The organism is Vibrio sp. Isolate34 (assembly GCF_022397915.1).
GTDB lineage: Bacteria > Pseudomonadota > Gammaproteobacteria > Enterobacterales > Vibrionaceae > Vibrio.
On sequence record NZ_JAKEUO010000023.1, the window covers coordinates 15,784 to 29,284 of the forward strand.

Annotated in this window: 11 protein-coding genes; 7 read left to right on the top strand and 4 right to left on the bottom strand. The window is 45.2% G+C overall.

From position 1 onward, the window contains the following. Positions 1-87: 87 nt before the first annotated feature. From ettA to L1D22_RS19350, 3 genes are all read left to right on the top strand, one after another. Positions 88-1,755, top strand: coding sequence for an energy-dependent translational throttle protein EttA (ettA, locus tag L1D22_RS19340; protein WP_239830906.1), 1,668 nt, complete (start codon positions 88-90; stop codon positions 1,753-1,755). A gap of 90 nt (positions 1,756-1,845) precedes the next feature. After that, positions 1,846-2,214 carry a PilZ domain-containing protein gene (locus tag L1D22_RS19345; protein ID WP_239830907.1) on the top strand — a complete coding sequence of 123 codons (369 nt, stop codon included), beginning with the start codon at positions 1,846-1,848 and terminating at the stop codon, positions 2,212-2,214. Between the two features lie 50 nt (positions 2,215-2,264). Then, positions 2,265-3,275, top strand: a complete 1,011-nt coding sequence (locus L1D22_RS19350) for a M23 family metallopeptidase (RefSeq protein WP_239830908.1) — start codon at positions 2,265-2,267, stop codon at positions 3,273-3,275. A gap of 164 nt (positions 3,276-3,439) precedes the next feature. Here the strand turns inward: L1D22_RS19350 and tyrA are convergent, their stop codons facing one another. The 3 genes from tyrA to nagZ form a co-directional block, all read right to left on the bottom strand. Beyond that, positions 3,440-4,567, bottom strand: a complete 1,128-nt coding sequence (gene tyrA / locus L1D22_RS19355; protein ID WP_239830909.1) for a bifunctional chorismate mutase/prephenate dehydrogenase — start codon at positions 4,565-4,567, stop codon at positions 3,440-3,442. A gap of 101 nt (positions 4,568-4,668) precedes the next feature. After that, entirely contained in the window at positions 4,669-5,742 is a 1,074-nt protein-coding gene (locus L1D22_RS19360; protein ID WP_017629783.1) for a 3-deoxy-7-phosphoheptulonate synthase, read from the bottom strand. A 246-nt stretch (positions 5,743-5,988) separates the two neighbouring features. Continuing rightward, positions 5,989-6,978, bottom strand: coding sequence for a beta-N-acetylhexosaminidase (gene nagZ / locus L1D22_RS19365; RefSeq protein WP_239830910.1), 990 nt, complete (start codon positions 6,976-6,978; stop codon positions 5,989-5,991). Positions 6,979-7,078: 100 nt separating this feature from the next. Between nagZ and L1D22_RS19370 the strand changes: the two genes are divergently transcribed. Beyond that, entirely contained in the window at positions 7,079-8,215 is a 1,137-nt protein-coding gene (locus L1D22_RS19370; protein ID WP_239830911.1) for an anhydro-N-acetylmuramic acid kinase, read from the top strand. Positions 8,216-8,259: 44 nt separating this feature from the next. Next, positions 8,260-9,180: an N-acetylmuramic acid 6-phosphate etherase gene (gene murQ / locus L1D22_RS19375; RefSeq protein ID WP_239830912.1), complete on the top strand. Its 921-nt coding sequence runs from the start codon at positions 8,260-8,262 to the stop codon at positions 9,178-9,180. 108 nt (positions 9,181-9,288) lie between these two features. Here murQ and L1D22_RS19380 read toward each other — a convergent pair whose 3' ends face one another. After that, a complete protein-coding gene (locus L1D22_RS19380; protein WP_239830913.1) occupies positions 9,289-9,639 on the bottom strand; it encodes a DUF2799 domain-containing protein in 351 nt (116 codons plus the stop codon). Between the two features lie 354 nt (positions 9,640-9,993). Here L1D22_RS19380 and L1D22_RS19385 point away from each other — a divergent pair, with 354 nt between their 5' ends. Next, the gene (locus L1D22_RS19385; protein ID WP_017629791.1) at positions 9,994-11,484 is read left to right on the top strand and encodes a carbon starvation protein A; all 1,491 of its coding nucleotides are present in this window, start codon (positions 9,994-9,996) and stop codon (positions 11,482-11,484) included. 264 nt (positions 11,485-11,748) lie between these two features. Beyond that, positions 11,749-13,419 (top strand): sensor histidine kinase, encoded by a 1,671-nt coding sequence (locus L1D22_RS19390; RefSeq protein ID WP_239830914.1) that lies wholly within the window; start codon positions 11,749-11,751, stop codon positions 13,417-13,419. The last annotated feature ends 82 nt before the right edge of the window (positions 13,420-13,501 follow it).

The following is a 13,501-nucleotide window of genomic DNA, read 5'->3' on the forward strand; positions in this document are numbered from 1 at the left end:
TGGCTTTTCTTTCCTAGGAGTAACATCTTTAGGGATATTGGTATAAAATAGCTAACAATTTTGAACAATAATTAGGATCGATCGGCAATGGCTGAATACGTATATACCATGTCTCGGGTGAGCAAAACTGTTCCACCTAAGCGTCAAATTCTTAAAGACATTTCTCTTAGCTTTTTTCCTGGCGCTAAAATCGGTGTTTTGGGTCTAAATGGTTCAGGTAAATCTACCCTACTACGTATCATGGCTGGTATTGATACTGATATTGATGGTGAAGCTCGTGCACAGCAAGGCCTTAAAGTAGGTTACCTACCGCAAGAACCTGTACTAGACGAATCAAAAACAGTGCGTGAGATCGTAGAAGAAGCGGTTTCTGACGTTGCTGACGCACTTAAGCGTATCGATGCAGTTTACGCAGCTTACGCAGAACCAGATGCTGACTTCGATGCACTAGCAAAAGAGCAAGGCGAACTAGAAGCGCTTATCCAAGCAAAAGACGGTCACAACCTAGAAGCAGCTCTAGAGCGCGCGGCAGACGCACTTCGTCTTCCTGAATGGGACGCTAAAATTGAACACCTTTCTGGTGGTGAGCGCCGTCGTGTTGCTATCTGTCGTCTACTTCTAGAGAAGCCAGACATGCTGCTTCTTGATGAACCAACCAACCACCTGGATGCAGAATCAGTTGCATGGCTTGAGCACTTCCTTGTGGACTACAGCGGTACTGTTGTGGCGATTACCCACGACCGTTACTTCCTAGATAACGCTGCTGGTTGGATTCTAGAGCTTGACCGTGGTGAAGGTATCCCATGGCAAGGTAACTACACGTCTTGGCTAGAGCAAAAAGATGAGCGTCTAAAGCAAGAGAAAGCTGGCGAAAGCGCACGTCAAAAGACCATCGAGAAAGAACTTGAGTGGGTTCGTCAAAACCCTAAAGGTCGTCAAGCTAAGTCTAAAGCTCGTATGGCTCGTTTTGAAGAACTGACGACTGGCCAATACCAGAAGCGTAACGAAACCAACGAACTGTTCATCCCGCCAGGTGAGCGCCTAGGTGACAAAGTTCTTGAAGTTAAGAACCTAACTAAGTCATACGGTGACCGCGTTCTTATCGATGACCTATCGTTCAGCATGCCTAAAGGTGCAATCGTGGGTATCGTAGGTGCCAACGGTGCGGGTAAATCAACACTATTCAAGATGCTAAGCGGCGCAGAGCAACCAGACTCAGGTACGGTTGAACTGGGCGAAACCGTTAAGCTTGCTTCTGTTGATCAGTTCCGTGACAGCATGGACGACACTAAGACAGTATTCCAAGAGATCTCTGAAGGCGCTGATATCATTAAGATCAACAACTTCGAAATCCCAGCACGTGCATACTGCTCTCGTTTCAACTTCAAAGGCAACGACCAACAGAAGATCATCGGTGAGCTTTCTGGTGGTGAACGTAACCGTGTTCACTTAGCTAAGCTACTAAAAGCAGGCGGTAACGTACTGCTACTCGATGAGCCGACCAACGACCTAGACGTTGAAACGCTACGTGCTCTTGAAGAAGCACTGCTTGAGTTCCCTGGCTGTGCAATGGTTATCTCGCATGACCGTTGGTTCCTAGACCGTATTGCGACCCATATCTTAGACTACCGTGATGAAGGTCAAGTTAACTTCTACGAAGGTAACTATACTGAGTACACTGAGTGGCTGAAGCAGACTCTGGGGGCTCAAGCGGCAGAACCGCACCGCATCAAGTACAAGCGTATATCTAAGTAAATTAGCTTGTATTCTGAACAAAGGCCGCGATAATAGCGGCCTTTGATATATCTGGCTTACTATTTACCTATTGATATAGAGATATTACCTATGGTTGAAAGACGTCAATTTTCACGAGTTATTTATCAAGTCCCGACTGAGATCTCACAAGGACAAGTAAATGTATCCGGCTCAGTGCAAGATTTGTCACTCCATGGTTTACTCATTCAATGTGAGGAATGGCAACAACTCAGCCACGATATGCCTGTTCACGTGAGCTTTACGCTGACAAACAGTGATATCAATATTCAGTTAGAAGCAACGATAGTCTCTACCATCAATACCTCAATGCGTTTACGCATAGAGCATTTAGATATTGATAGTATTAGCCACCTTAAGCGCCTTGTGGAGCTTAACGTTGGTGACGATGAACTGCTTTATAGAGAGATTGAACACCTTACCGACTTAGGTAGTGAGTGATATCTCCGTAACCCATTTGTCTATTAGAAGCATTTAGTTAATACAGAACCATGTCTAAAACAATTTCCATCACTATTCCCTCTAGTCAGGGGGAACAGACGTTTTACTTCGGCCGAAAAGCCGTGCTCATGTGCACCACTGCTATTTTTTCAGTACCACTACTGATTGGCGGCGCTGCCTACATGCACTTCGAGAATCAACAAGAGCTCGCGATGCAAGCGGGTGACGCACAAGAGTTGATTGAAACCCTGATTGTTGAAAAAGAGCAAACTGAGTTTCTTTATGCAGAACAAGTAGAAACCAACCACTCTTTGTCGCAAACCTTAACCGAAAAAGAAGGCACGATACAGCTGCTTGGTAAGCGTGTATTTGATGTGGAATCAGTACTTGGCCTTGCCGATGAAGAACTACTTACTGATGAAGTCTCTTTAGAAGATCGCATTGATGCTGCAGCCGTCGATTCAGCGGTAAGAGCAACCATGTTCCGTTTGATTCCAAACGACAGCCCAATGGCGTACCAACGTATCTCATCTTCTTACGGTCACCGCACCAACCCAATTACAGGTAAGCGCCACAACCATACCGGTATCGACCTGACCTGTAAGCGCGGCGAAGATATCTTAGCGCCTGCAGATGGTGTGATTGAAACGGTTCGCCCAAGTAATAAAGGCTTCGGCAACTTTATTACCATGCGTCACTCGTTTGGCTTCATGAGTTCTTACGCTCACCTACAGAAATTCAAAGTTCGCAGCGGTCAGTTCGTGAGTAAAGGCGATGTGATTGCGAGCTGTGGTAACTCAGGTAACTCTACCGGTCCACACCTACACTATGAAGTACGCTTCCTTGGTCGCTCGTTGAACCCTCAATACTTGATGGATTGGACACCTGAGAACTTCAACTACGTGTTCGAGAAAGAGAAAAAGGTTAAGTGGGGTCCACTGGTTCAACTGATTGATAATGTGGTTCGTTTGCAGATAAACCTAACAAACGTACCTTACATCAGTTCGACTATCGACACGGTATCAAGTGAAGATACTAAAAAGCCTATCGCGACTAACTAGTCATAAGCTGTTGGTTATTAGCTATTGGTTATTGGGAACAGTTGGTTTGGTCTACGATGATCTAATTGCTTTTAGCCTACTGTAAGCCAAATACTTTCATAGCGTTCAGCACAAACAAAAAGAGCGACCAAATGGTCGCTCTTTTTTATGATTTTAAACTGTACTTAGCCACGGTGAATCGAGTCATGTGCTTGTTTTAATAGGCTTTGACTCTCTTGCAAGAATTGCTGTGAGTAATCACCAAACCAGTCACTCACCTGGTTAAAACTCTCAACGAACTTGGCTTTATCTTTTCCATCTAAGATCTCAAGAGCTTCACCAAAACAACGGTGGAAGCGTCGAATCATCTCAATGTTCTCATCTGAAGAGAGGATGATGTCGCCGTACAAGTTCGGGTCTTGAGCAAACAGACGGCCAACCATCGCAATCTCTAGACGGTAGATTGGCGAGCTTAGCTTCAGAAGTTGATCGATGTTCGGATTCTCTTTGCTTAGGTGAAGGCCGTAAGCAAAAGAGGTGAAGTGGCGAAGTGCTTGAATCAAAGTCATACCGTGGTCGTGCTCAGCAGCATCCATCTGACATAGGCTCGCACCCCAGATACCAAATTGATTCAGTAGCCATTGGTAGTTTTCAGAACCACGGCCATCACTGTAAACAATCACTTGTTTCGCTAGGCTTGGTACATCAGGGCCAAACATTGGGTGTAAACCAACTACCGGGCCTTGGTGCATGTTCATCATTGCTTGCAGTGGTTTTGACTTAATCGATGTTAAATCACAAAGAATACAATCGCTTGGTAAGTTACCCAGTTTTGCAATTACACCTTCCGTCAGGTGAATTGGGACGGTAACAACCACAAGCCCTGCGCTATCTAAGATTTCGTCGGCTCTATCCCAATCTTGGCTGCCAAGGATTTTCACTTCGTAGCCAGAAAGCTTAAACATACGGCCAAACAGACCGCCAAGTTGACCATTACCACCAACGATAACCACTGAACGTAACTCTGGGTTAAGACACTTAAAACCAGAATCTTTTTCGCTGGCATAAGACTCACGCATAGTACGACGCAAAATATCTTCGATTAGCTGTGGTGGAACCCCTATCTTCTCGGCTTCTTGACGACGGGATGCCAGCATTGCCGCTTCGCGCTCTGGCACATAAATAGGTAAACCATGTTCACTTTTTACTTCACCAACTTTCTCTACTAGAGCCAATCGCTGAGCAAGTAAATCCAGCATTTGTTTATCGACAGCATCGATTTGGTCGCGTAATTCGTTCAGTTCAACGGCCATTTTATTCCTTACTAATCTATAAGCCCGTACTAACGCTGATTTCGCTAGTAACAGATCTTAAAATGCCCCATTAGATGAGGCACTTAAATTTAAAACTCTGACTAACCTTTCAAGCGGTTCTCTAAGAACGGGACTAATTCCGTATGTGCATGTTTCAATAGTGCCTCAGTTGAATCCCAATTGATACACGCGTCGGTAATAGATACGCCGTATTTCATCTCATTGAGAGGTATATCCGAAGATTGGTTTCCTTCGTTAATATGGCTTTCAATCATAAGACCGATAATCGACTTGTTGCCTTCACGGATTTGGTGAATCACATCTTCTGCAACTAAAGGTTGGCGACGGAAATCTTTGCGAGAGTTCGCGTGGCTACAGTCAACCATCAGCGCCGCTTCTAAACCTGATTTACCAAGCTCTTGTTCACATTCGTGTACTGATACTGAATCGTAGTTCGTTTGCTTACCACCACGTAAAATAACGTGACCATTTGGGTTACCTTGAGTCGTAAGTAGCGCAACTTGACCTTCGCGGCTGATACCCATAAAGCGGTGGCTAGAAGAAGCTGCCTGCATTGCATTGATTGCTGTACCTAAATTGCCATCAGTACCGTTTTTGAAGCCGATTGGCATTGAAAGACCACTTGCCATCTCACGGTGAGTTTGTGATTCAGTCGTACGAGCGCCGATTGCAGCCCAGCTGAACGTGTCGGCTAGGTATTGTGGGCTGATTGGGTCTAGTGCTTCTGTTGCGAGTGGAATTTCCATCTCAGCAAGTTCAACCAATAGCTCACGACCAACATGCAGACCATGCTCAATATCGAACGTACCATCTAGGTGAGGGTCATTAATCAAGCCTTTCCAACCAACCGTGGTACGAGGCTTTTCAAAGTAAACACGCATTACAATATACAGTTGATCGCTCAGTTCTTCAGAAAGTGCTTTTAGGCGTTTCGCGTACTCTTTCGCAGCTTCAATATCATGGATAGAACATGGGCCACATACAACAAGCATGCGATGATCTTTCTTATGAATGATGTTTGCGATAGTTTGACGAGACTCTTGAATGAAACGACGAGCATTATCACTCAAAGGCAGTTTTGCTTTTAACTCCTCAGGAGTAATCAGTACCTGTTCGTCGATGATATTGACATTGCTTAATTCACTTTTCTGCATAACTCAACCTGTATATTTATTTTTACACCCAACATTTCCATTTGGGCTAACAATCTTTAAAAACACAATAACAGCTACAAAAACGATTGCAAGTGTAAACAATAAAAAACATTTAATGTAAATTTAAATTTACACTATTAGTTTAACTCGTTCGGGCTATCAAATAGCTCTAAACCACGTCCTACACATACAAAAAAGGCGATATTTACCATATCGCCCTATCTAAAATTATTATGTGTTTATTTATCACTCATTGCTTAGCATTCGCTTAATTTGCTCTGAAGCCTCTTTCCATCGGCTGTCTGAGTGAAGAGTCGATAAATCAAAACTGTGTTTTTTAAGCAATGAGTTGGCTAAAGGCACCTCTTGAATAGCTAAGTGATCGAGAGCCTCTATTTGTGCATCTCGTTTATTACACATTAACACCATGTCGCATCCTGCATTCAAGGCTGCCTTTGATCTGTCAGCAGGACCGCCCATAATCGCAGCGCCTTCCATGGTTAAATCATCAGAGAAGATTAGGCCTTTAAACCCAAGCTGCTGCCTTAATACTTTCTGCAGCCAATATTGTGAACCGCTTGCAGGTTGATCATCATAATGAGAAAAAACCACGTGCGCAGGCATCATCGCATCCAATATTCCGGCTTCGATTTGAGCCTTGAAGATCGCCATGTCAGTTTCAAAGATGTCGTCTCTTGGGTCATAAGGCGTTTCAAGGTGTGAATCAGCAATCACACCACCGTGTCCAGGGAAATGCTTTCCAGTTGTCGCCATTCCAACCGACTTCATGCCCTTAATAAAAGCACTACTGTGACGAACAATGGTATCGATATCTTCACCAAATGCTCTGCTACCAATCGCTTTACAATCATGGCCTTTATCTAAAACAGGCGCAAAGCTAAGATCGATATCATGGGCAATCAATTCCGCTGCCATCAACCAACCCGCTTGTTCTGCTAATTGTTCGCCATTGTTTTTGGTCGCAAAGTCTTGAGCTGCTGGGATAATTGAAAAGCCGTCACGGAAGCGTTGTACTCGCCCGCCCTCTTGGTCAACACCAATCAAAATAGGACGTTTCGCAACTTTACGGATCTCTTTGTTTAACGCCGATAGTTGCTTACTATCGTGGTAGTTTCGAGCAAATAAGATGAGACCACCAACAGTTGGATGCTCTAAAATTTCTCTGTCTTCAGCGGTCAGTTCGTAGCCTGCAACATCAACCCACAACGGTCCCATATTTATCCCTTATTTAGCCTAATTTCATAAACTTCCCGAGATTATTCTCTTTAAATTTGCTTTACAATGTTTTTAAACCAATCTGTGGAAGACTTTAGAAATGCAGTGCAAGAGCGTAGAGTTAAATCATAAAGAACTGTATATCGGCGTGATGTCGGGCACGAGTATGGACGGCGTTGATACAGCCTTAGTGTCGATAGAAGGTGCTCGTATCACATTGCTCGCGCATGATGAGTTCCCTATGCCTGATGATCTAAAAGCGCGTCTGCTTGAAGTCTGTATTGGTCAGAAAACGGATTTGATTGCTATTGGTGAACTCGACCACCAGCTTGGTCATTTATTTGCTGATGCGGTTCTGCAACTTCTCGAAAAATCAGGAACTCCAGCATCTTCAGTTACGGCTATTGGGAACCATGGTCAAACGATATTCCACCAGCCAACTGGCGAGTCACCCTTTACCATGCAGTTGGGTGATGCCAATATCATTGCAGCGAAAACAGAGATACAAACCGTCGCCGATTTCAGACGCAAAGACATGGCGCTTGGCGGGCAAGGTGCTCCACTCGTACCAGCATTTCATCATACGATCTTTCACCCACAACACAGCTCAGTTGTTGTGTTGAACATTGGTGGTATCTCGAATATTTCAGTGCTGCGCCCAAATCAGCCAACGCTTGGTTATGATACAGGCCCGGGCAATATGTTGATGGACGCGTGGGTAGATAAACACACTGGTGAAAAGTTTGACCGTGATGCGCAGTTCGCTCTTAAAGGCCAACTAAACCAAGCTTTACTCGAACAGCTGCTGAACGAATCTTATTTATCTCAGATGCCACCCAAAAGCACCGGTAGAGAGTTGTTTAATCTGCCTTGGTTAGAGCAACAATTAACAGAATTTAACGACATCTCAGCAGAAGATGTTCAGCGCACGCTTTGTGAATACACCGCATTGACGATAGCCAATGAAGTAGAGACTTATCGCTTAGGTAATCAACCTGCACTCTATGTGTGTGGCGGCGGTACGAGAAATCCATTGTTGATGAAAAGGTTGGCTGAACTGCTTCCGAGTTGGGAAGTGGAATCGACCACCAGTAAAGGCGTTGATGCCGACTACATGGAAGCGATGGCCTTTGCGTGGCTTGCTCAACGTCATGTCCATCAACTGCCAAGCAATTTACCCGAAGTGACTGGCGCAAGCAGGGCTGCCTCTCTAGGCGTTCTTTATCGTGCTGACTAAACAATTTAGAACCATCATTTTAGAATCACCATTTAAGGATCATTATGAGTAACGACGCTCTCATATCAGCACTCTCGCACCTCGTTTCGGAGAGGAGAAATCCTGATACTATGGATATTGATCTACTCACCTCTCTCGAAGTGGTTGAAAAGATTAACCAACAAGACAAACAAGTACCACTCGCTATCGAGGCCGAGCTGCCACAGATCGCTCAAGCCGTTGACAAGATCGCTCACGCCTTCCAAAACGGCGGTCGACTGATTTATATGGGCGCAGGCACCAGTGGTCGATTAGGTGTGTTAGATGCATCAGAATGCCCACCGACTTTCGGTGTTTCAGACAAGATGGTTATCGGCCTAATCGCTGGCGGGCCAGAAGCCATTTTAAAAGCTAAAGAAGGCGCGGAAGACTCGCTGACTCTAGGTATTGAAGATCTGAAAGCGATTCAGTTTTCAGAAAATGATGTTGTGGTTGGCATTGCAGCCAGTGGCCGTACACCTTACGTGATTGGTGCACTTAACTATGCCAATCAAATCGGGGCGGTGACCGTAGCCCTGTCTTGTAACCCTGACTCTCCAATTGCCGAGATCGCGCAGATTGCAATTAGCCCAGTGGTTGGCCCAGAAGCATTAACGGGATCAACGCGTTTGAAATCAGGTACGGCACAAAAGCTGGTACTTAACATGCTGACGACTGCGAGTATGATTCGCATTGGTAAAAGCTATCAGAACCTGATGGTCGATGTAAAAGCGACTAATGAAAAGTTGGTTGCCCGCGCCGCTCGCATCGTGATTCAAGCGACTGAGTGTGATAAAGCACTGGCCGTGGCGACGCTAAAAACCACCAATTATGACGTGAAGCTCGCTATTTTGATGATTCTAACCGGGCTTGGTTTTGAAGCGGCCAAGGCTCAGCTTGATCAACAAAATGGCTTTCTGCGAAAAGCGGTTGAGAATAATCAGTAAGATGTCGAATTAATCCTCGATACAGATGAAAGCTTGATACAAAAAACCAGTACACATGAAGTACTGGTTTTTTATTTAAACGAGATAACGAATTAACCGTAAGCCAGATTAATAGTCGTTCGAGAACTCATCCCAGCCACGCTGCCATTCCATACGGAAACGTTGAGCGTCTTCCGTACCAGAACATACACCTTCATACACCTGACCAGACAAGCCAATCTGATAAGCATGGTTAGGGTTACAGTATTCAATCACACCTGAATGATAACCTTCTGTGTAACTTGCTTGGTCAACAGCGCCAAGCGCAGCCATCTCTTGATAAGAACGCTGAGTGTGGCCTTTAATACCATCACGGTAACCAATCTCTTTCCAGTTACCTTCTGCCGCTAAATCTTTAATATTGGCGCTGCATCCTGCAAGGCTAAATGCCACTGCGAATAGTGCGATTATTTTTTTCATTTCAATCCTTTATATTGTTACTTCACCACTTTCTGACGAAGCTCTGCCTTTGTGCTGATTCTCCGCTGAACGCCTGTCGATGTCCACTTATTGTCTAATGTTCGCCACTTTCGGCCAATTTCGACCGCTCGGAATCAGTAGTCGCCGCTAAACCAGCTCAAGTAACCTCTCTATAGAGCTAATCGGCCTCTCGATAGAAATATCCGCCACTCAGCACAGTGAACAAACCACTCAATCAGTTATAACACCGTTAAATTGGCTATTCGACCACTCACTCTTGTAGTGGAAGTTTCTTCTCATCGACTCCTTTAATATACACCCTGACTTAATTAATACATTCAGGGATAACAAATTATGATGTGGTTTCTTACCTGTGTTGCAGCACTCATTGGTGGCTACTTTATTTACGGTACCTTTATCGAGAAGATTTTCGGTATCAATGAAAAGCGCCAAACACCAGCCCACACCAAGCAAGATGGCGTGGACTACGTTCCAATGTCGACACCAAAGGTTTACCTAGTTCAGCTGCTTAACATCGCAGGTGTAGGTCCAATCTTCGGCCCGATCATGGGTGCCCTTTACGGCCCAGCAGCAATGCTTTGGATCGTTCTAGGTTGTATCTTCGCAGGTGCAGTACACGACTACTTCTCAGGTATGTTATCTATCCGTAATGGCGGAGCTTCGGTTCCAACCATCACTGGACGTTACCTAGGCAATGGCGCAAAACACTTTATGAACATCTTTGCCATTGTTCTACTGCTTCTTGTTGGTGTGGTATTCGTATCTGCTCCAGCAGGTATGATCACTAACCTAGTGAACGACCAAACTGATTTCGCGATGTCTGCTACTACGATGGTTGTTATCATCTTTGCTTACTACATCATCGCAACGATTGTCCCTGTCGATAAAATCATTGGTCGCTTCTACCCACTATTCGGTGCGCTGCTTATCTTCATGTCTGTTGGTCTTATCACTGCGATTGGTCTATCTGACGAACACCAAATCATGGGTGGCTTCGAGATGAGCGACATGTTCACCAACATGAACCCGAATGACCTACCACTTTGGCCTGCTCTATTCATCACTATCGCATGTGGTGCTATCTCTGGCTTCCACGCAACTCAGTCTCCACTGATGGCGCGTTGTATGGAAAATGAGAAGAACGGTCGCTTCGTATTCTACGGTGCAATGATTGGTGAAGGCATCATCGCTCTAATCTGGTGTGCGCTTGCTCTGTCTTTCTTCGGTTCAGTTGAGTCTCTGTCTGACGCGATTGCAAACGGCGGCCCGGGTAACGTGGTATACAGCGCTTCATTTGGTCTACTGGGTGTATTTGGCGGTATCCTTGCTTTCCTTGGCGTGGTTATCCTACCAATCACTTCGGGTGACACAGCGTTCCGTTCAAGCCGTCTTATCCTTGCTGAATACTTCAACATGGAACAGAAAACACTGCGTAACCGTCTACTAATGGCGTTACCACTGTTCGTTATCGGTGGCATCCTGACTCAAGTTGATTTCGGTATCATCTGGCGCTACTTCGGTTTTGCTAACCAATCAACAGCCGTAATGATGCTGTGGACAGCTTCAGCTTACCTACTTCGCCACAACAAACTGCACTGGGTAACAACAGTTCCAGCTATCTTCATGACGTCTGTGTGTATCACATTCATCCTGAACAACAGCCAACTGGGCTTCGGTCTACCAATGCAAATCTCAACCATCATTGGTGTGGTGAGTGCGCTTGGTGTTGCGGCTTACGTTATTAAAATTTCAAAAGGCAAAGGCGATATCGACCTGGCTGATGAAGAAGAGAAAGAAGCAAAAGGCGTCACCAAAACAGCCTAGTTCTTTAAGGCTCTTGGGAACAAGAGACCAATCTTCAGAGAAAGAGACAACAGAACAGTCAAACACAACTTCGCTTGCTCCCGTAATCACTCAGTGATTCGTGGAACCTAAGACTAAAGCCCGTCCACTGTGATGGGCTTTATTGTTTTCAGGCGTTAATGCTTTCGACTCTGGGAAGTGAATATAACCCACTAAAACACAAGCAAAGCTACCGTTACCAAGCAATGAGCTTTACACTTAACAAGCGTCTCAATAGGTGAAAATATGGAACTCATTCTCTCTCTGCTACAACAAACCTGCGTCTACTTAGTGATTGCTTACATGTTAAGTAAAACCCCACTAATTCTCCCTTTGTTGAGCATCTCTTCGCGCTTAAGCCATAAGATCAGCTGCTACGTTCTGTTTTCCCTGTTCTGTATTATGGGCACCTATTTCGGACTGCAGATCAATGACGCCATCGCCAATACGCGAGCGATGGGCGCAGTAATGGGCGGCCTGTTTGGTGGTCCTGTGGTTGGCTTTGCGGTCGGGTTTACTGGTGGGATTCATCGCTACTCATTGGGTGGCTTTACGGACTTAGCTTGTGCTATCTCGACTACAGCAGAGGGCTTGATTGGTGGCCTACTGCACGTTTACCTAGTCAGAAAGAACAAAGCTAGCCAACTGTTTAACCCGATGGTGGTGTTCTCTGTGACGTTATTTGCAGAGATGATTCAGATGTTGATTCTGCTTGCGGTCGCCAAACCGTTTGAACAATCTTATGCGCTGGTTTCTGATATTGCTGCGCCAATGATCATTGCAAACTCAGTGGGTGCGGCGCTGTTCATGAGCATCATCCAAGATAGAAAAACCATCTTCGAGAAATACTCCGCCACCTTCTCGCGCCGCGCACTCACCATCGCCGAGCGTTCCGTGGGTATTCTGCATGGCGGCTTCACTTCCGATAATGCACAAAAGATCGTGCGTATCGTTTATGAAGAAACCAACGTTGGTGCTGTTGCGATTACCGACCGAGAAAAAATCCTCGCGTTCGTCGGCATTGGCGATGAACACCATATTCCAAATACCCCGATTTCATCGCAGAGTACCCTCACTTCGATGGAAAAGAACGACATCATCTACCTTGATGGTAAAGAGAACCCATACCAATGTTCTCTATCTCAAGATTGTAAGTTAGGTTCTGCGCTTATTATCCCACTGCGTGCAGGTAACGAAGTGGTCGGTACCATCAAACTGTATGAGCCTAAGCTGAAGCTATTCTCGACTATCAATATGTCGATGGCAGAGGGTATCGCTCAACTATTATCGAGTCAGATCCTGTTCAGCAACTATCAGCAGCAGCAAACCCTGCTCACTCAAGCTGAGATCAAACTGTTGCACGCTCAAGTGAACCCCCACTTCTTATTCAATGCGCTCAATACCATCAGTGCTGTTACACGTCGCGACCCAGACAAAGCGCGAGAGCTTATTCAACACCTGTCTCACTTCTTTAGAAGCAACCTTAAGCAGAACATCAACACAGTGAAACTCAAAGACGAGCTGGCACACGTCAATGCGTACCTCACCATTGAGAAAGCACGTTTCACCGACCGATTAGAAGTCGAATGGGACATAGACCCACAGTTGTACGAATCACAACTGCCGAGCTTTACTCTGCAACCACTGGTTGAGAACGCCATCAAACATGGTATTTCGAATATGTTGGAAGGTGGCACAGTGAAGATCTACAGCGAGGCTTTCCAAGGTGGATTCAAACTGATCGTCGAAGACAATGCAGGCAACTATCAGAAACCATCTCAAGATCATGTCGGATTAGGCATGGAGATTGTTGACAAACGACTCACTAATTTCTTTGGACAAGACTCAGCACTAAAAATAGAATCTCAACCACAGCAATTTACTCGAATGAGCTTTATCATACCTATACTGAAATAGCGGTCTTTTCGTAGGTGATAGCTTCTCGGTAAGCATATTTAGAAGACATAGATAGAAACAAGCAGGGATAGAATCAAAATGA

Bases quoted from the DNA above. Each gene is read 5' to 3' on its own strand.
- L1D22_RS19345 (WP_239830907.1), top strand. From the start codon at position 1,846: ATGGTTGAAAGACGTCAATTTTCACGAGTTATTTATCAAGTCCCGACT.
- L1D22_RS19360 (WP_017629783.1), bottom strand. From the start codon at position 5,742: ATGCAGAAAAGTGAATTAAGCAATGTCAATATCATCGACGAACAGGTA.
- L1D22_RS19385 (WP_017629791.1), top strand. From the start codon at position 9,994: ATGATGTGGTTTCTTACCTGTGTTGCAGCACTCATTGGTGGCTACTTT.
- murQ (WP_239830912.1), top strand. From the start codon at position 8,260: ATGAGTAACGACGCTCTCATATCAGCACTCTCGCACCTCGTTTCGGAG.
- nagZ (WP_239830910.1), bottom strand. From the start codon at position 6,978: ATGGGACCGTTGTGGGTTGATGTTGCAGGCTACGAACTGACCGCTGAA.
- L1D22_RS19350 (WP_239830908.1), top strand. From the start codon at position 2,265: ATGTCTAAAACAATTTCCATCACTATTCCCTCTAGTCAGGGGGAACAG.
- tyrA (WP_239830909.1), bottom strand. From the start codon at position 4,567: ATGGCCGTTGAACTGAACGAATTACGCGACCAAATCGATGCTGTCGAT.
- L1D22_RS19390 (WP_239830914.1), top strand. From the start codon at position 11,749: ATGGAACTCATTCTCTCTCTGCTACAACAAACCTGCGTCTACTTAGTG.
- L1D22_RS19380 (WP_239830913.1), bottom strand. From the start codon at position 9,639: ATGAAAAAAATAATCGCACTATTCGCAGTGGCATTTAGCCTTGCAGGA.
- ettA (WP_239830906.1), top strand. From the start codon at position 88: ATGGCTGAATACGTATATACCATGTCTCGGGTGAGCAAAACTGTTCCA.
- L1D22_RS19370 (WP_239830911.1), top strand. From the start codon at position 7,079: ATGCAGTGCAAGAGCGTAGAGTTAAATCATAAAGAACTGTATATCGGC.